The 19,188-nt window shown below is 70.7% G+C and carries 11 protein-coding genes; 4 read left to right on the top strand and 7 right to left on the bottom strand.

Going from position 1 to position 19,188, the window contains the following annotated elements; genetic code table 11:
• Positions 1 to 128: 128 nt before the first annotated feature.
• Positions 129 to 1,349, top strand: coding sequence for an IS110 family transposase (locus tag V1227_RS36880; RefSeq protein ID WP_329794022.1), 1,221 nt, complete (start codon positions 129 to 131; stop codon positions 1,347 to 1,349).
• Positions 1,350 to 1,573: 224 nt separating this feature from the next.
• On the opposite strand, the gene V1227_RS36875 is transcribed toward V1227_RS36880, so the two are convergent.
• The 3 genes from V1227_RS36875 to V1227_RS36865 form a co-directional block, all read right to left on the bottom strand.
• On the bottom strand, positions 1,574 to 2,923 hold the full coding sequence (locus tag V1227_RS36875) for a SulP family inorganic anion transporter (protein ID WP_329789756.1): 1,350 nt from the start codon (positions 2,921 to 2,923) through the stop codon (positions 1,574 to 1,576).
• 9 nt (positions 2,924 to 2,932) lie between these two features.
• The gene (locus V1227_RS36870) at positions 2,933 to 3,406 is read right to left on the bottom strand and encodes a carbonic anhydrase (RefSeq protein WP_329789755.1); all 474 of its coding nucleotides are present in this window, start codon (positions 3,404 to 3,406) and stop codon (positions 2,933 to 2,935) included.
• 154 nt (positions 3,407 to 3,560) lie between these two features.
• The gene (locus V1227_RS36865) at positions 3,561 to 3,875 is read right to left on the bottom strand and encodes a hypothetical protein (protein WP_329789754.1); all 315 of its coding nucleotides are present in this window, start codon (positions 3,873 to 3,875) and stop codon (positions 3,561 to 3,563) included.
• Positions 3,876 to 4,289: 414 nt separating this feature from the next.
• Between V1227_RS36865 and V1227_RS36860 the strand changes: the two genes are divergently transcribed.
• Positions 4,290 to 7,895, top strand: coding sequence for an nSTAND1 domain-containing NTPase (locus V1227_RS36860; RefSeq protein ID WP_329789753.1), 3,606 nt, complete (start codon positions 4,290 to 4,292; stop codon positions 7,893 to 7,895).
• Positions 7,892 to 8,794, top strand: a complete 903-nt coding sequence (gene phnD, locus V1227_RS36855; protein ID WP_329789752.1) for a phosphate/phosphite/phosphonate ABC transporter substrate-binding protein — start codon at positions 7,892 to 7,894, stop codon at positions 8,792 to 8,794. The genes V1227_RS36860 and phnD overlap by 4 nt, the downstream gene beginning before the upstream one ends.
• Positions 8,795 to 8,896: 102 nt before the next feature.
• On the opposite strand, the gene V1227_RS36850 is transcribed toward phnD, so the two are convergent.
• From V1227_RS36850 to dctA, 3 genes are all read right to left on the bottom strand, one after another.
• Positions 8,897 to 10,402, bottom strand: coding sequence for a glutamate synthase subunit beta (locus V1227_RS36850; protein ID WP_329789751.1), 1,506 nt, complete (start codon positions 10,400 to 10,402; stop codon positions 8,897 to 8,899).
• Positions 10,395 to 14,918 (bottom strand): glutamate synthase large subunit, encoded by a 4,524-nt coding sequence (gene gltB / locus V1227_RS36845; protein WP_329789750.1) that lies wholly within the window; start codon positions 14,916 to 14,918, stop codon positions 10,395 to 10,397. Before gltB ends, V1227_RS36850 begins: the two co-directional genes overlap by 8 nt.
• Before the next feature lie 540 nt (positions 14,919 to 15,458).
• Positions 15,459 to 16,817, bottom strand: coding sequence for a C4-dicarboxylate transporter DctA (gene dctA, locus V1227_RS36840; RefSeq protein WP_329789749.1), 1,359 nt, complete (start codon positions 16,815 to 16,817; stop codon positions 15,459 to 15,461).
• Positions 16,818 to 16,928: 111 nt separating this feature from the next.
• Between dctA and V1227_RS36835 the strand changes: the two genes are divergently transcribed.
• Positions 16,929 to 17,828 carry a TAXI family TRAP transporter solute-binding subunit gene (locus tag V1227_RS36835; protein ID WP_329789748.1) on the top strand — a complete coding sequence of 300 codons (900 nt, stop codon included), beginning with the start codon at positions 16,929 to 16,931 and terminating at the stop codon, positions 17,826 to 17,828.
• On the opposite strand, the gene V1227_RS36830 is transcribed toward V1227_RS36835, so the two are convergent.
• Positions 17,797 to 19,170, bottom strand: a complete 1,374-nt coding sequence (locus tag V1227_RS36830; protein ID WP_329789747.1) for a sensor histidine kinase — start codon at positions 19,168 to 19,170, stop codon at positions 17,797 to 17,799. The two genes, V1227_RS36835 and V1227_RS36830, sit on opposite strands and share 32 nt — an antisense overlap.
• Positions 19,171 to 19,188 lie beyond the last annotated feature (18 nt).

Below are 19,188 nucleotides of genomic sequence, written 5' to 3'. Positions count from 1 at the left end.
CGCCGGTGCCGGGAGAACGGGATCGCTGCTGGGATGTCGTGCCCACCGGCTGGTGTGAGCACTGTTCATTAGGTCGCTGATGGTTCTCCCGTTGCTGCTGATGAGGTGTGAGTCGGGAGGGTGAGATGCTGCTGCTGGTGGGTGATGACTGGGCTGAGGATCATCACGATGTCGAGGTGATGGACGCTGGCGGACGCAGGCTGGCGAAGGCCCGGTTGCCCGAGGGGGTGGCGGGGATGGCGCGGTTGCACGCGTTGATCGCCGAGCACTCGGGTGATGCCGATGTGGGGGATGTGCAGGTGCGGGTCGGGATCGAGACCGACCGGGGTCCGTGGGTGGCCGCGCTGGTCGCCGCTGGGTATGCGGTGTTCGCGGTGAATCCGTTGTCGGTGGCGCGGTTTCGGGACCGGTATCAGGTGTCGGGCGCGAAAAGCGATGCGGGGGACGCGCATGTGCTGGCGGACATGGTCCGCACCGACGCGCACCAGTTGCGTCCGGTCGCGGGTGATTCGGCCGAGGCCGAGGGCATCAAGGTCGTGGCGCGGGTGCACAAGACGTTGATCTGGGATCGGACCCGTCACACGCTGCGGTTGCGGCATTCGTTGCGCGAGTACTTCCCCGCTGCGCTTGCGGCGTTCACCGATCTGGACGCGCCGGACACGCTGGAGCTGCTGGGCCGGGCAGCCGATCCGGACACCGCGAAGAGGTTGTCGTTCAACCAGATCCGCGGCTCGTTGGCGCGGGCCCGGCGTCGGGACGTCGACACCAGGGCCGCCGAGATCCAGGCCGCGCTGCGCGCCGAACACCTCGGACAGCCGCCGGTGGTGACGGCCGCCTATGCGGCGGCGACCCGCGCCACGATCGCGATCCTGGCCACGCTGGCCGAGCAGATCACCGGCCTGCAGCGCGAGGTCGAGGCCCATTTTGGCCGGCACCCGGACGCTGAGATCATCCTGTCCCAACCCGGGATGGGACGCGTTCTCGGCGCTCGGGTGCTCGCCGAGTTCGGAGACGACCCCACTCGCTACGCCAGCGCCAAGGCGCGCAAGAACTACGCCGGCACCAGCCCGATCACCATCGCCTCCGGCAAGAAACGCACCATCGCGGCCCGGCACGTCCATAACGACCGGCTGCTCGACGCCCTGATCGCCCAGGCCTTCGTCGCCATGCGGGTCAGCCCCGGCGCCCGCGCCTACTACCAGCAGCAACGCGCCCGAGGCGGCAGCCACAACGCCGCCTTGCGCCAGCTCGCCAACCGCCTGGTCGGCATCCTGCACGGCTGCCTCAAAACCCGCACCACCTACAACGAACACACCGCCTGGGCACACCACACCGCCGCAGCCGCTTGACACCCCTGGCAACTGGGATGTCTTCGGCTTCACGACGGAATTGTCAGACCCGGTGAGTAAGTTGGGTCGCGGGGGACCCCATTCCGAAGGGGACCCCCGCGAGAGCTTGCCTGCCCGCCTCACCTCTGGGGCAGGCTCACCCCTGTCCGGGCCCGCTCACCCCTGTCCGGGCCCGCTCGCCCCTGTCTGCGGGCAGGCTCACCCGTGTCCGGGCGCGCTCGCCCCTATCTGCGAACCGGCTCACCCCTGCCGACGAGCTCGACGGTCCTGCCCGCCCGCCGCGACTCGTCCACCCACTGCTCGATCGCCTGGCCGCAGGCCTGGTCGAGGTGTCGCACCCCGCTCAGGTCCATGCGCACGTGCTCGCGGTCCACGCCGTCCAGCACGTCCAGCAGCCGGGGCAGCCGCAGGAACGTCGCGTTGCCCTTGAGCGCCAAGCCCTCTGGCGTCTCGACCACGGAGAGCCGGGACACGTCCCAGGCCGTCTTCACGACCGCCGCCAGCAGGCCGGCGAGGGTTCCGGTCAGCAGGTCCGTGGCCACGATCAGGCCCGCGGTCAGCACGAGGACCGCGCCTTCCGCCCTGTCCGTGCGCCACAGGCGGACCAGGTCCTTGAGGCCCAGCAGCTTCCAGCCGGCGTGCACGAGGACGGCCGCCAGCACCGCCACCGGGATCAGCGTGAGCAGACCCGGCAGCAGCACCACGAACAGCAGCAGCCACACGCCGTGCAGCACTCGCGAGGCCTTGGTGCGGGCGCCGGCGGCGACGTTCGCCGAGCTGCGCACGATCACCGCCGTCATCGGCAGGGCGCCGAGGAGGCCGCAGATCGTGTTGCCGACGCCCTGGGCGACGAGTTCCTTGTTGTACCGGGTGCGCGGGCCGTTGTGCATGCGGTCGACGGCGGCGGCGCTGAACATGCTCTCCGCCGACGCCACCAGGGCGAAGACGACCGCCGTGCCGATCACCCCCGTGTCCAGCAGCGAGAAGTTCGGCAGGTGCACGTCCGCGGAGAGGGTGCCCACGACGATCTTGTCGACGCCGGAGGCGAACAGCGCCGCCAGGGCCGTGCAGACGACCACGCCCACCAGCACGCCCGGTACGACGCGCATCGGGGTGCGTTGCCACAGCAGCATGATGACCACGGTCAGCAGGCCCAGGGCGAGGGAAATCGGGGACGCCACGATCGGCTTCAGCTGGCCGAAGACCAGGACCAGGCCGATGCCCGCGAGCATGCCCTGGACGACCGACGGGGAGATCGCGCGGAACCACCTCCCGCAGCGCGCCAAGCCCAGGAGCACCTGCAGCAGTCCGGCGCCCAGGACGATCACGCCCAAGGCCTGGATCCCGTGCCTCGAGACGGCGTCCGCCACCAGCACCGTCAGTCCGGCAGCCGGTCCGCTCACCTGCATCGTGCTGCCCGGCAGGAGGCCGACGACGATGCCGCCGACCACGCCGGTCACGATGCCCAGTTCGGCCGGCACCCCGGAGGCGACCGCCACGCCCACGCACAGCGGTAGCGCCACCAGGAAAACGACGATCGAGGCCCCGAGGTCGGGCCAGTGCTTCTTGATCACGGCCGGCCCCTACAGCGGAAGGAAGGCGTGCTCGTCGCACGTGGAGACCTCGCCGGTCTCGATGTCGTAGAACCAGCCGTGCACGCGCAGCGAGCCCGCGGCGGCCTTCTCGGCCACGAACGGGTACGCCCGCAGCACCTCGAGCTGGGCGCGGACGTGGTCCTGCCCTTCCGCGCGCATCGCCGGGTCGGACGGCGTGCGCGGGGCCTTCGGGCGCAGCCAGCCGCGCATCGCGGGCAGGTGGTCGATGCCACCGCCGGTGAGCGCGCCCACCGCGCCGCAGTGGGAGTGGCCGCACACGACGATCTCGCTGACGCCGAGCTGCACCACGGCGAACTCGATCGTCGCCATTTCGCTGGTCGGCGCGGTCAGCGAATACGGGGGAATGACGTTGCCCGCGGTGCGGAGCTCGAACAGAGAACCCGGTTCGGCTCCGGTGATCGCGGCGGTCACGATGCGCGAGTCGGCGCACGTGATGAACATCGTGCTGGGTTGCTGCCCCGCGGCGAGCTCGCGGCCGAGTGCGCGGGAACGCGTTGCGGCGTGTGCGCGGGCATGCTGAACAAAGCGATGGAAGTCCACGGGAATCCCTCACTGCTGGAGAAAGTGTTCGGTTTGATCGGGTGGTGGGGACCGATCAGTTCCGGAACACCTGCAGTGCGGGAGGTGTGCGCCAGACGGCTATCGGTTCCGCCTCCGTCACCGGGGCGGCTCCGGGTGCCGTCCGGGGTGCGAAAACCGTCGTGAAAGACGGTGTGGCCTCCTTGGACGCGCGGTCCGCGGACGCGACCGGCATCCTCAGCCGGCTCGGCTCCCGTTCCTCGCGGGGCGCTTCCTCCTTCGGCGCGGAGGTCTTGGACTTCGGCGGTGGTGCGCCGACCGAGGCCGTGGAGATGGCCGGGGTCAGCACGGCGCACAGGGCGACGACGACAGCAAGAAGAACGCTGCGCATGCTCACACCCCCGACCGAGTTGATTTCCCTCCACCAGTTTTACCCGAGCGGATGACGGGATGGTTAACACATGACATGTGCCACCGTTTCAGGCACCAAATTCACCCGAAAGTATCTTCAGGTTTCACAGGGTGGAACGACACGGAGCGATGCCAATCGCTGAACTGCGACTTCACTTCACGTTCATTTCATGCGCGAATGCACCAAGGTACAGCACCGCGCACAACGAGTCCGGACCGCGAAGCGACGGTGGCCATCGCAGCGACTACCCGAGCGGCAGAGCCACGCCGCCGGCCCCGCGGGTATGCAGAGCGCAGCTCTCCCGCGTTGGAGTTGTGCCAATTGATGGACAACCGATCACCGACCCCCTGCCGCTCTGCACAATCGGTGGCCGAATGCCAAAGGAGGCCTGCCGTGGCGAGGGTGTTCATCAGCCATGCGACGCAGGACGTGGCGATCGCGGCGCAGATCCGCGACTGGCTCGACCCCGATCACGACACCTTCCTGGAGGTCCACCCCGACGACGGCATCCAGGTCGGCGAGGCGTGGCGCGAGCGCCTGCACCACGAGCTGCGGCGGGCGGACGCGGTGGTCTGCCTCGTCAGCGGGGCCTCGGTCGTCTCCAGCTGGTGCACCGCCGAGGTCGCCATCGCGGACGCCCTGGGCTGCCTGCTGCTGCCCGTGCAGGCCGAGGGCGTCATCCACCCGTTGATCGGGCACCTCAACCACATCCCGCACGCCACCGCGCGCGAGCACCTGGAGAAGGCGCTGCGGCAGTTCGACGCCGGTGGCCGCAAGCTCGCGAAGGACCAGGAGCCGTTCCCGGGCCTCGACGCGTTCAGCACGGCGTTGAGCGCCGTGTTCTTCGGGCGCGACCAGGAAACCCGCGCGCTGGCCCGCAAGGTGCGCCGCGGGCCGGGGCTGCTGGCGGTCGTCGGCCCTTCTGGCTGCGGCAAGTCGTCACTGGTCAAAGCCGGTCTGCTGGCCCAGCTCGCGGACGACCCCCGCTGGCTCGTCATGCCGCCGTGGCTGCCGGGCAACGACCCGCTGGACGCGCTGGCCCGGTCGGTGCGCAAGACCGCCGAGCGCGTCGGCCTGCGCTGGAGCCTGCGCGAGACGAGGGACCGGCTCGTCCTCGACGGGCTGCGCGGGGTGGCGCACGAGCTCGTCGACGAGGACCGCCGGCTGCTGATCACCATCGACCAGGCGGAGGAGCTCTTCACCCGCGCCGGCGAGGAGGATCGGCAGTGCGTGGCGAGCCTGCTCAAGGACGCCCTGGCGGACAACGTGCGGGTGATCGCCACGCTGCGGTCGGAGTTCCTCGACGACCTGCGGACGCTGCCGGAGCTGGGCGGTGTCCACCTCGGCAGCTACGTGCTCGCACCGCTCGCCCGGGAGGTGCTGAACGTGGTGATCACCGGGCCGGCGCGGGTGGCGGGGCTCAAGGTGCACCCGGAGCTCGTCGCACGGCTCGTGGAGGACACGGCGAGCGGCGAGGCGTTGCCGCTGCTCGCGTTCACGTTGCAGCACCTCGCGATGGGCGTGCCCAGGGGCGGCACGCTGTCCAGCGAACGCTACGAGCACCTCGGCGGCGTGCACGGGGCGCTCGCCCGGCACGCGGACGACGTGCTCGACGGCGCCGTCTCGGAGACCGGGCTCGGCCGGGAGGAGCTGCTCTCCCGGCTCGCGTCGCTCGCCACGCTCGACCACACCGGCAGGCCGACCCGCAAGCGCGTCAGCCTGGCGCGGCTCGACCCCGGCGCCCGCGAGGCGCTGGAGGTGTTCGTCCGGCACCGGCTGCTGACGGCGAGCGGCGACAAGCAGGGCCGCTGGATCGGCGTGGCGCACGAGGCGCTGTTCACCGAGTGGAAGCCGCTGCGCACCGCGATCGACGAGCGGCAGATCGGCCTGCGGGCGGCGCAGTCGGTCGAGCTGGACGCCTCGCAGTGGAACGAGGGCGGGTGCGCCGACCACCTGCTGCTCAACGAGGACACGTTCGCCGCCATCGCGCCGCTGGTGGCCGACGACGACCTCTCCCCCGACGCCCGCCGGTTCCTGGCCGCGAGCCGCACCAGGATCGTCGCGCTGCAGGGACAGCGGCGCCGCGACCGCAGGCGCACGACCAGCTGGCTCGCGGTGTTCCTCGTGGCGGCCGTCGGCGCGGCGGGGCTCGCGGCCGTGCAGTGGAGCATCGCGAGCGACGAACGCGACACCGCGACCGCCCGCGCCCTCATCGCGCAGGCCCAGGTGGCGCGCAACTCGTCGCCGCGGCTCGCGTTGCGGCTCGGGCTGGCCGCGCACGGGCTCGTTCCCAGCTCGGACACGAACACCGAACTGGTCAACACGTTGCTGACAACGCGGTACGGCGGTTCGTTCGGCGAGACGGTGTCCGCGGTCGCGTTCGGTCCCGCCGGGCACACGGCCGTCGTCGGCAGCACGGACGGCACGGCGAGCCTCTGGGACCTCACCGACGAGCCGCGGCAGCTGGCCACCGAGTCCGGCACGGGCGCGGCCGTCACGTCGGTGGCGCTGTCTCGCGACGTCGCCGCGGTCGGCAGTTCCGACGGCTCGGTGCTGGTGTGGGACCGGGGAACCACCTCACGGCGTCAGCGCCTGCCGTCGGGCCAGCCGGTGACGTCGGTGGCGATCGACCAGACCGGGACGCTGCTCGCGATCGGCCGCTCGGACGGCACCACGGCGTTGTGGCGCCTCGGACCGCGGCCGGCACAGCTCGGCGAGCCGTTCCAGCGCCAGGGCGCCGGGGTGTCGTCGGTGGCGTTCTCGGGCACGAAGCTCGCCACCGGCAGCCACGACGGAACGGTGGTGGTCTGGGACATCGGCTCACCGGAGCGGCCGGTCGCGGGCGAGCCGCTGAACGACAACGTCCGCAAGGCCGTGACGTCCGTGGCCTTCAACGACACCGGGACGCTGCTGGCCACCGGTGGTTCGGACGGCGCCACGACGTTGTGGACCCCGGCGGACCGCACGCACACGCGACTGACCGGGCACAGCGGTCTTGTCTCCTCCGTGGCGTTCTCGCCGACCTCGTCCGTGCTGGCCGCCGGGAGCCACGACGCCACCACGGTCCTGTGGGACCTCAGCACCCCGGACCGGCCGCGCCAGGCAGGCGATCCGCTGGTGGGACAACGGGGTGCGGTGTCGTCGCTGGCGTTCTCCCCCGACGGCCTGCGCCTCGTCACGGGCAGCACCCGCGGGCCCGCCGTCGTGTGGGAGATGGCCGACCGGCCCCGCCGCATCGGGTCGCCGCTGACCGGGCACGGCATGCTGGTGAAGTCCGTCGCGTTCGAGGACGGCACCACGCTCGTCACCACCGGGGCGGACAACCGGCAGATCCGCTGGGACGTCGGCCACCCGCAGCAGCCCAGGAAGATCGGCGAGGGCACCGGGGTCTCGCGGCTGCACTCGCTGGCCTCGCACGGCGGCATCGACGCGACGGCGGGCAGCGACAACACGATCGTGCTGTGGGACGTGGCCGCCGGCGAGCCGATCGGGCCACCGCTGGCGGGGCTCAGGAACAGCGTGAGCGCGGCGGCGTTCTCGTCGGACGGCAAGGTGTTCGCCGCGGGCAGCACCGACGGCACGACGATCCTGTGGAACATCAGCGATCCGGGCCACCCGCTCCCGATCGGCCAGCCGCTGGGCCAGAACAAGCAGGTCACCGCTCTCGCGTTCGCCCCGGACGGCACGAAGCTGGTCGCGGGCACGTCCACCGGCGGCACGCTCGTCTGGGACGTCACCGACCCGAACCAGCCCCGCCAGGTCGGCCGGCAGCTCGACGGCCACCGGCTGGCGGTGAACTCCGCCGCCTTCGCCCCCAGCGGCGCCGTGCTCGCGACCGCGGGCTCCGACGGCACGACCGTGTTGTGGGACATGGCTTTGCTCGACAACACCGTCCACCGCGCCTGCGCGGTCGCGGGCGGTGGCCTCAGCCGCCTCGAATGGCAGCAGTACCTCCCGGCCCTGCCCTACCGCGACACCTGCTCAGGAGACCTGCGATGAAACGCTTCCTCCCGGCGGTCCTGCTGCTCGCCGCGTGCTCGTCCCCGCCCGCCGAGGTGGCGCGGGCCCGCGAACCCCTGGTGTTCAGCGGAGTCCCGACCGCGAGCTCGATCACGACCCAGCAGACGTTCCTGCCGATCGTCGACATGCTGCGCCGCGAGACCGGCGTGGAGATCCGCGTCCAGGAACCGACCGGCTACGAGACCCTCGTCGACGGCATGCGCGACGGCTCGATCGACATCGGCGCGTTCGGCCCGCAGTCCTACGTCGTGGCGCGCGAACGCGGTGCGCGCATCACCCCGGTCTCCGCGCAGGTGAAGGAGAAGGGCGCCGCACCGTCGTACCGCGGCTTCGGCTTCACCCACGCCGGCTCGTCCATCAGGTCGCTGGCCGACCTGCGCGGACGCAAGGTCTGCTACGCCGACCGCCTGTCCACCGCCGGGTTCCTCTACCCGAGCACGGCGCTGCGCGCGATCGGCCTCGACCCGGCGCGCGACACCGTGCCCGTGTTCACCAGCGGCCACGAGGCCACCGTGCTCGCCGTGGCCACCGGGCAGTGCGACGCGGGCTTCGCGTTCGACGAGATGGTCGACCGGCACCTGGTCGAACGCGGCCAGGTCCAGCCGGGGCAGCTGAAGAAGATCTGGACGTCCGGTCCGATCCCCGGCGCTCCCCTGGCCGTGGCGGACGACCTGCCGGAACCGCTGCGGCAGCGGATCGTCTCCGCCCTGCAGACGAAGGCGACGGCGGACCACCTGCGGGCCAACGGGTTCTGCCAGGGCGAGTGTCCGGTGGGTGACGCCACCGCCTGGGGGTACGCGAAGGTCGACGACTCGTTGTACGAACCGGTGCGGGCGGCGTGCCGGGCCGTCGGCTGGAGCTCCTGCACGCCCGGCTAGCGGGTGGCCCCGGACGCGTCGGCCCCTGGAAAAGGCGAACGCCCCGCGCGACTCCGTTGTCGCGCGGGGCGTCATGCTGCTCTCCGCTGTCGGACGCCGTTGTCAGACCACAGCGAGCGGAAGCTGGTTGGGGATCACCGGCGAGGGCAGGCTCGAGGCGCCCGTGAGGAACTTGTCCACGGCGTTCGCCACGGACCGCCCCTCCGCGATCGCCCACACCACCAGGGAAGCGCCGCGGTGGGCGTCCCCGCAGACGAACACGCCGGGCGCGGTCGTCTGCCAGTCGGAGCCGCACGAGATCGTGCCGCGGGTCGTGAGCGAGATGCCCAGGTCGTCCAGGAGCCGCATGTGCTCGACGCCCTCGAAGCCGATCGCCAGCAGCACCATGTCGGCGGGCAGGACCTCGATCTCGTCGGACACCGGGATCACGGCGCGGCGGCCGGACGAGTCCTTCTCGACGCGCACCTGCTGCAGCTCGATGAACCGAACGTGGCCGGCGTCGTCCCCCACGAAGCGCTTGACCGCCACGGTGAAGCGGCGTTCGCCCGCCTCCTCGTGCGCGGGGTACGTGCGCAGGATGTGCGGCCACACCGGCCACGGCGAGCGCTCGTCGTCGCGCACGGTGGGCGGCATCGGGTACTGGTCGAGCTGCGTCACGGACAGCGCGCCCTGGCGGGTCGCGGTGCCGTAGCAGTCGGCGCCCGTGTCGCCACCGCCGATGACGATGACGTGCTTGCCATCGGCGGAGAGCGACGACGGGCCGTCGCCCTCGCAGGCGCGGTTCGCGGGGACCAGGTGGTCCATCGCGAGGTGCACGCCCTCGAGCTCGCGTCCCGGGGTCGTCTTGTCGTCACGGCCGCGCAACGCGCCCACGGCCAGCACGACCGCGTCGAACTCGGCGCGCAGCTGCTCCACCGTGACGTCGACGCCGACCTCGCAGCCGGTGACGAACTTGGTGCCCTCGCGGCGCAGCTGCGCGAGACGGCGGTCGAGGACCTTCTTCTCCATCTTGAACTCGGGGATGCCGTACCGCAGCAGCCCGCCCAGGCGGTCGTCCCGTTCGTACACCACGACCTCGTGGCCCGCGCGGGTCAGCTGCTGCGCGGCGGCGAGCCCGGCGGGGCCGGACCCGACGACCGCGACGCGCTTGCCCGAGGACACGGCTGCCTGGGACGGCTGCACGTAGCCGTTCTCCCACGACATGTCCGCGATGGTCTCCTCGACCCGCTTGATCGCGACCGCACCACCCGCGTCGTGCGAGATCGACAGCACGCAGGCGGCCTCACACGGTGCCGGGCACAGCCTGCCCGTGAACTCCGGGAAGTTGTTGGTGGCGTGCAGGCGGTCCGAGGCGAGCTCCCAGTCGCCACGGCGCACCAGGTCGTTCCACTCGGGGATCAGGTTCCCGAGCGGGCAGCCCGCGGTTCCGCTGTGGCAGAACGGGACTCCGCAGTCCATGCACCTCGTCGCCTGCGTGCGCACGGCGGCGTTGCGCTCCTCCGGGGCCTCCTGGAGGTAGACCTCGTTCCAGTCCTGCAGCCGTTCCGGCTTCGGACGCTTCGGCGCGTCGGAGCGGGAGTGCTTGAGAAAACCCTGTGGATCAGCCACGAGACGCCTCCATGACAGCCGCGTCAACGTCCCGGCCCTCAGCGCGGGCGAGGCGCATGGCCTCGAGAACGCGCTGGTAGTCGCCGGGCATGACCTTCGTGAACGCACCGGCCCGACGGGTCCAGTCACCGAGCAGCGACGCGGCCACCGCGGAACCGGTGTGCCGGTGGTGCTTGGTGACGGCGTCCTTGAGCCAACGCAGGTCCTCGGCGCTGAGGCGCTGCAGTTGCACCATCTCCTGGTTCACCGACAACGGGTCCAGGTCGAGCACGTACGCGATTCCGCCGGACATGCCGGCCGCGACGTTGCGCCCGGTCGGCCCGAGCACCACTGCCCGGCCACCGGTCATGTACTCGAACGCGTGGTCGCCCACGCCCTCCGCCACGAGCAGCGCGCCGGAGTTGCGGACGCAGAAGCGTTCGCCGACGCGGCCGCGCAGGAAGACCTCGCCGGACGTGGCGCCGTAGCCGATCACGTTGCCCGCGATCACCTGGTCCTCGGCGCGGAACGGCGCGTCGTCGTGCGGCCGGACGATGATCCGCCCGCCGGACAGGCCCTTGCCGACGTAGTCGTTCGCGTCGCCGACCATTTCCAGCGTGATGCCGCGCGGCAGGAACGCGCCGAGCGACTGGCCGGCCGAACCGGTCAGCTTCACCCGGATCGTGTCGTCCTCCAGGCCCTCGCCGCCGAAGCGGCGGGTGACCTCGGCGCCGAGCAGCGTGCCGACCGTGCGGTTGACGTTGCGGACCGGCAGCTCGAGCGTGACCTGGTGCGCGTCCTCCAGCGCCGCCTCGGCGAGCTGGATCAGCGTGCGGTCCAGGGCCTTGTCGAGGCCGTGGTCCTGGTCGCGGACGCGGCGCTTCGCCGTCGGGTACGGGGTCTCGGGCACCTCGAAGACCGGGTCCAGGTTCAGGCCCGCGGTCTTCCAGTGCTCGATCGCCTCGTCCTTGTCGAGCAGCTCCGCGTGACCGACGGCCTCGTCGATCGTGCGGAAGCCGAGCTCGGCCAGGATCTCCCGGACCTCCTGCGCGATGAACTCGAAGAAGTTCACGACGTGGTCGGCCTGACCGGTGTAGCGGGCGCGCAGGTCGGGGTTCTGCGTGGCGACGCCGACCGGGCACGTGTCGAGGTGGCAGACGCGCATCATCACGCAGCCCGCGACGATCAGCGGTGCCGTGGCGAAGCCGAACTCCTCGGCGCCGAGCAGCGCGGCCACCACGACGTCGCGGCCCGTGCGCAGCGCGCCGTCGACCTGGACGGTGATGCGGTCGCGCAAGCCGTTGAGAAGCAACGTCTGCTGGGTCTCGGCGAGGCCGATCTCCCACGGCGTCCCGGCGTGCTTGAGCGAGTTCATCGGCGAGGCGCCGGTGCCGCCGTCGTAGCCGGAGATCAGCACGACGTCCGCGTGCGCCTTGGCGACACCCGCCGCGACCGTGCCCACGCCGATGGACGAGACGAGCTTCACGTGAACCCGTGCCTGCTCGTTCGCGTTCTTCAGGTCGTGGATGAGCTGCGCCAGGTCCTCGATCGAGTAGATGTCGTGGTGCGGCGGCGGCGAGATCAGGCCGACGCCCGGCGTGGAGTGCCGGGTGCGCGCGACCCACGGGTAGACCTTGAAGCCGGGCAGCTGGCCGCCCTCGCCGGGCTTCGCGCCCTGCGCCATCTTGATCTGGATGTCCGTGGAGTTCACGAGGTACTCGCTCGTGACGCCGAACCGTCCACTCGCGACCTGCTTGACCGCCGAGCGGCGCTCGGGGTCGTACAGGCGCTCGCGGTCCTCGCCGCCCTCACCGGAGTTCGACCGGCCGCCCAGGCGGTTCATCGCGATCGCGAGGGTCTCGTGCGCCTCGGCCGAGATGGAGCCGTACGACATGGCGCCGGTGTTGAAGCGCTTGACGATCGCGCTGACGGGCTCGACCTCGTCGATCGGGATCGGCGTGCGGCCCTCGCTGCGGAACTTGAACAGGCCGCGCAGCGTGCCGCCCTGCCGCGAGATGCGCTCGACCTCCGCCGTGTACTGGCGGAAGACGTCCTCCTTGCGCGTCTTCGTGGCGTGCTGCAGCAGGAACACCGTCTCCGGCGTGAACAGGTGCAGCTCGCCCTCGCGGCGGTAGGAGTACTCGCCGCCGACCTCGAGCCTGCGGTGCTCGCGCGCCGTCGGGTTGTCCGGGTGGGCGCGGCGGTGGCGCAGCGCCACCTCCTCGGCGAGCACGTCGAGGCCGGCGCCGCCGAGCTTCGACTGCGTGCCGGTGAAGTACTCGTCCAGCAGGTCGTTGGACAGGCCGACCGCCTCGAAGATCTGCGCCGCGGTGTAGGCGCCGACGGTCGAGATGCCCATCTTGGACATGATCTTCAGGACGCCCTTGACGAGCGCCTTGACGTAGTTGCGGATCGCCTTGTGCGCCGGGACGCCGGTGATGGCGCCCTGGCTGATCAGGTCCTCGATCGTCTCGAACGCGAGGTACGGGTTCACCGCGGCGGCGCCGTAGCTCAGCAGCGCGGCGACGTGGTGGACCTCGCGGCAGTCACCGGACTCGACGACGAGCGCGACGCGCAGGCGTTCCTTGGTGCGCACCAGGTGGTGGTGCACCGCGGAGACCAGCAGCAGCGACGGGATCGGCGCCATGCGGTGGTCCGAGTCGCGGTCGCTCAGCACCAGCGTGCGGGCGCCGTTCGCGATCGCCTCCGACGCCTCGCGGCGCACGCGCTCGATCGCCGCGGCCAGCGCCTCGCCGCCACCGTCCACCTCGTACAGTCCGGACAGGACGGTGCAGGCGAAGCCCGGCAGGTCGCCGTCGTCGTTGATGTGGATGAGCTTGGCGAGCTCGTCGTTGTCGATGACCGGGTAGTCGAGCGTGACGTGGCGGCACGACACCGGGCCGGGCTCCAGCAGGTTCTGCTCGGGGCCCATCACGCGCTTGACCGACGTGACGATCTCTTCGCGGATCGCGTCCAGCGGCGGGTTCGTGACCTGCGCGAAGTTCTGCACGAAGTAGTCGTAGAGCAGCCGCGAGCGCTGGCTGAGCGCCGCGACCGGGGTGTCGGTGCCCATGGACGCGAGCGGCTCTGCGCCCGAGACCGACATGGGCGTGAGCAGGATCCGCAGCTCCTCCTCGGTGTAGCCGAAGGTGAGCTGGCGGCGCACGACGGACTCGTGGCTCTGCACGACGTGCTCGCGGTCCTGCAGGTCGGCCAGGTCGAGCAGGCCGGCGTGCAGCCACTCGTCGTAGGGCTGCTCCGACGCGAGGGTCGACTTGAACTCCTCGTCGTCGATGATCCGGCCCTGGGCGGTGTCCACGAGGAACATGCGGCCGGGCTGCAGGCGGCCCTTGGCGACGACCTGGTCGGACGGCACGTCGAGCACGCCGGTCTCCGACGCCAGGACGACGCGGCCGTCGGCGGTCTGCCACCAGCGGGCGGGACGCAGGCCGTTGCGGTCGAGGACCGCGCCGACGATCTCGCCGTCGGTGAACGTGACGCAGGCCGGGCCGTCCCACGGCTCCATCAGCGAGGCGTGGAACTGGTAGAAGGCGCGGCGCTTCGGGTCCATCGTGGCGTGGTTCTCCCACGCCTCCGGGATCATCATCAGCACCGCGTGCGGCAGGCTGCGGCCGCCGAGGTGCAGCAGCTCCAGCACCTCGTCGAACGACGCCGAGTCCGAGCCGTCCGGGTTGCAGATCGGGAACAGCCGGGCGAGGTCGCCGGGGATCAGGTCGCTGTCCAGCAGCGCCTCGCGGGCGCGCATGCGGTTGCGGTTGCCGCGCACGGTGTTGATCTCACCGTTGTGGGCGACGAACCGGAACGGGTGTGCGAGCGGCCACGAGGGGAACGTGTTCGTGGAGAAGCGGCTGTGCACCAGCGCGATCGCCGTGTAGAGGCGCTCGTCGTGCAGGTCGGGGAAGAACGCCGGCAGCTGCTCGGTCGTCAGCATTCCCTTGTAGACTATCGTGCGCGCCGACAGCGAAGGGAAGTAGACGCTGCCCTCGTGCTCCACGCGCTTGCGCAGGCAGAAGGCGAGGCGGTCCAGGGCGATGCCGGACTCGTCGCGCGTGCCCTTCACGAACAGCTGTGCGAAGTGCGGCGCCACCGACATGGCCGTCGGGCCGACGCCGGCGGACTCCGGGGCGACCGGGACGTCGCGCCAGCCGAGGACGACGAGGTTCTCCTCCTCGGCGATGCGCTCGATCTGCCGCATGGCGGCTTCGCGTTCTTCGGCCTCGAACGGCAGGAAAGCGATTCCCGCCGCGTACTGCCCGCGCTCGGGCAGGTCGAACCCGGCCACCGCGCGGAGGAACTCGTCCGGCAGCTGCAGGAGGATGCCCGCACCGTCGCCCGAGGTGGGCTCGGCACCGGCGGCACCCCGGTGCTCCAGGTTGGCCAGCGCCGTCAGCGCATCGCTCACGATGCCGTGGGAACGCCTGCCCTGGATGTCGGCCACCATGGCGACACCGCAGGCGTCGCGCTCATCAGCCGGGTCGTAGAGACCCTGGGGGCCGGGGATGGCGGAGAAGATCACTGCGCAGACCTCCTTCGTCGTCCTCGCGAAAGAACAATGTCCTCGTGCTCAGACCTCGAACCAACAGGTGGGAGCACGGGACGACGATGGCCCGCGTGTTGACGCGACTTTAACAGCCGCGAAACCCAGGGACACCCGCCAATGGGTGATCTAGGTCATGGATGTGTAACGATTCCCCGTTGCGGAGCGACATTGCGGCCAACGTCGGCGTTCGTTACATCCGGGTTAGCGTAACCGAACGTTCAACTGGCGCCAGTCCGATGAGAGCTGCACTACATTCGGTGCTTCCCACTGGATCAGCACGCGCTACCGGCGTCTTCGCTGGTCAGCGCCTTATCGTCTCAGTTAGCGGACGCTCACGTCGTCCCACTTCAGATGGTACGCGCACCGTGCAAACCGGGTCGCGGCAGTTGTTTCCGGTCAAACGAGACCGAGGTCCCGTTCACCCCGCCGCAGGCGGGAGAGCGGGACCTCGGTGTTCGCGGAGGTCGTGGGTCGCGTGGCCGGAGGCGGGAAGAGTCGCCTCCGGCCACGGACGTCTCAGTGAGCCGCGACCGGCTCCTTCTCGTCGTCGCCGGCGCCGGTCTGCTTGGCCAGCAGGTCGTCGACGTCGACGCTGTCGGGGTTGTTCAGCACCTCGGTCAGGCGGTCCTTGTCGAGGGCCTTCTGCCACGCGGCGACCACGAGCGAGCCGACACCGTTGCCGATCACGTTGGTGATGGCGCGGGCCTCGGACATGAAGCGGTCGATGCCGACGATGAGCGCGATGCCGACCGCCGGGATGGCCGAGTGGGCCTCGAACGCCTGCAGCGAGGCGGCCAGGGTGACGAGGCCGGCGCCGGTGACGCCCGCCGCGCCCTTCGACGCGATCAGCATGAACAGCAGCAGGCCGATCTGGACGCCGATCGACACGTCGTGACCCGTGGCCTGGGCGATGAAGATCGCGCCCATGGTCAGGTAGATGCAGGTGCCGTCGAGGTTGAACGAGTAACCCGTCGGGATGGTGAGGCCGACGACCGACTTCTGCGCGCCCGCCGCCTCCAGCTTGACCATCATGCGCGGCAGCACCGACTCGGACGACGACGTGCCGAGGACGATGAGGATCTCGTCCTTGATGTAGCGCAGGAACTTGAAGAGGCTGAAGCCCGCGAACTTCGCCACGAGGCCGAGCACCACGATGACGAACAGGATGCAGGTCGCGTAGAACGAGCCCATCAGCCAGAGCAGCTTGCCGAGGACGCTGCCGCCGAACTTGCCGACGGTGTAGGCGATACCGCCGAAGGCACCGATCGGGGCGACGTACATGACGATCTTGATGATGCCGAACATCACCTTGGACAGCGTCTCCATCGCGGAGACGACCTTGGCGCCGCGCTCACCCATGCCGGCGACCGCGACGGCCACGAGGATGGCGACCACGAGCACCTGGATCAGCTGGCCGTCGGTGAACGCGCTGACGAACGACTTCGGCACCAGGCTCAGGATGAAGCCCGTGACACCGGTCTCCGCGTTCGCCGCGGACTTCAGCGTCGCGTCGGCCTGGCTCGCGTTGAGCTGGATCTCGCCACCGTGGTGACCCGGCTGGACGATGTTCACGACGACGAGACCGATGGCGAGCGCCACCGTGGTCATCGCGGTGAAGTAGAGGATCGTGCGGAGTGCGAGGCCACCCGCCTTGGCGAGGTTCCCGAGGCCCGCGATGCCGACGATGATCGTCGCGAAGATGGTCGGCGCGATGACGACCTTGACGAGGTTCACGAAGAGGTCGGCGAGCCACTTCATCTCGGACGCCTGTTTGGGGAACAGGAACCCGACGGCAGCGCCCAGAACGATGGAGACGAGCACCCAGAAGTAGAGGTGCTTGTAGATCGGTTTGCGCCCTGTGGTCGTGGTGGCCACTGTTCCTCCTTGAACTACGTGTTGGGAGAGAGAGTGAGCCGCGCCACCAGGCCCGACAAGCGGACGTCAGGAAACTTCAGACAGCCCTGACGTAACAGCTAGGCTTCATCGGTGTCGTTCAGCCGTCGCACGCTTCTGCTAGGGGCCGGGCTGGCTCTCGCCGGGTGCACCCCGCGCAGGGTCGACGCCCCCGCTGAGCTGGTGCTCGCGACCGGTCCCGAGGGCGCGGTGTTCCGCGAGGTGGGCGGAGCACTGGCCGCCGCGCTGGCCGAGCAGCTGCCCGGCACGAAGGTCACCGCGATCCCCACGGCCGCGTCGGTGGAGAACCTGCAGCTGCTGCGCTCCGGCGAGGCCCAGCTCGCGCTGTCCTCTTTGGACCCGATCGACGACCCGCAGAGCGTGCGCTCGGTGGGCAGGCTCTACGACAGCTTCATGCAGATCGCGGTGCCGGTGGCGTCGCCGATCCACACCTTCGCCGACCTCGCGGGCAAGCGGATCTCGTTGGGTCCCATCGGTTCGGGCACGGAGTTCACCACCAAGCGGATGCTGGACTTCTTCAAGGTGTCCGCATTGGACGAACGCATGGCGCACGCGGAGGCCTCGCGCAGGGTCGCGAACGGGTCGCTGGACGCGTTGCTCGCGCTGACCGGGATCCCGACTCCCGCGATCTCGGACCTGGTCGGGAACGTGCGGCTGGTGAACATCCCGGCCGAGGCCGTCCAGCTGGCCGACGAGTACAAGGGCCCGTACATCCCGGCGACGATCCCGAGCACCACCTACGAGGGCGTGCAGGCGAACCAGACGTTCGCGGTGCCGAACCTGCTGCTGGCGCGGGAGTCGCTGAGCGCGGACGTCGTCGAGGTGGTGACGCGCACGGTGTTCACCGAGACGGCGCGGATCGTGGAGGGCCACCCGGAAGCGTCGCGCATCAACGTCCGCACCGGCATCGCAACCGGGCTCGTGCCGCTGCACGAGGGCGCTATGCGCTGGTTCCGTTCCGTGAAGCGCTGAGGGCGACCTTCACGTCCAGGCCCGGGCCGGCGTCGTGCAGCGTGAGCGTGCCCCCTGCCGACTCGATCAGCTCGGCGCAGATCGCGAGCCCGAGGCCCGTACCGGCGATGTTCTGGTGCTTGGTCGCGCGCCAGAACCGTTGCAGCGCGAGCTCGCGCTCCTCGTCGTCCAGGCCGTCGCCGTTGTCGACGACGTGCAGCTCACCGGGCTTGCCGGTGACCACGACCTCGGTGGCGTTGGAGAGGCGGACGGCGTTGCTGACGAGCTCGTCCAGGACGCTGCCGAGCCCGCCCGGCGGTTCCTGCATGGTGAGGCCCGCCGGCACGTCGATCTTCAGCTCGACCCCGCTCCTGCTCGCGAGCGCCTGCCAGGCGGCCCGGTGGGTCGTGATGAGCTGGTCGATCTCGACGGGTTCGGTCTGCCGCGCGCTGTCGAGCCGGGTCGCGGCGAGCAGCGTGTCGAGCACTCGGCCCATCTCCTCGGCCTCCTCGACGGCGATCTGGTGGGCCTCTCTCGCGTCCTCCCCTTGGACGTGCGGCTCCAGGTTGTCCACGGCGAGCCGCAGGCTGGCCAGCGGGTTGCGCAGCTGGTGCGAGGCGTCGGCGACGAACGCCTTCTGCCTGTTCAGCGCCCTGCCGACCACGTCGACCATCGTGTTGAAGCTCTTCGCGAGCCTGCGCAGCTCCGCCGGCCCGCCGACCTCGTCCGCCCGCACGTCGAGGTTGCCCTGCGCGACGGCCGCCGTGGCCTCGTCGAGCTTGCTGACCGGCCGCAGCACCCACCGCGACATCGGCCAGGCCGCGGCGACCACGGCCAGCATCGGCGCGAGACCCGCGAGTGCCATGAGCCCCCACTGCCGCAGCACCTCGGCGCGCAGGCCGTTCGTCCGCGAGATGGTGACGACCGCGGCCACCACCTCGCTGTCGCGCCCGACCGGTTCGACGACGACCAGCGGCCCCGTGCGCCACGGCCAGCCCGTGTACTCCGGTTCGGGCCGCACGCCGCCGTTCAGGGCGGTGTTCAGCAGTGCGGTGACCTCGGGGTCGCTGCTCGGGTTGAAGCCCTGCCGTGACGCCAGCACGATCCGCCGGTCGGCGCTGACGATCGCGACGGGGACGTCGTAGAGGGTGTCGTAGCGCTGGATCTCCTGGCTCAGCGCCTCCAGCCGGTCCGACTGGAGCGCGCTCTCGGCGAGGGAGGCGAACCTGCTCGCGTCACCGAGGCGGTCGAGGTAGGTCGTCTGCGTCTCCCGCTGCACCACCGCGGACGCCAAGGGGATGCCGAGCGCCGCGACCAGGGCGACGAGCAGCGGAACGGTGATGACGAGCAGTCGGCGGAGCATCGCTTGGAATTGTTCCGC

The sequence above is a fragment of the Lentzea sp. DG1S-22 genome (assembly GCF_036321065.1).
GTDB lineage: Bacteria > Actinomycetota > Actinomycetes > Mycobacteriales > Pseudonocardiaceae > Lentzea > Lentzea jiangxiensis.
This window is presented reverse-complemented; position numbering and strand designations above follow the sequence as displayed.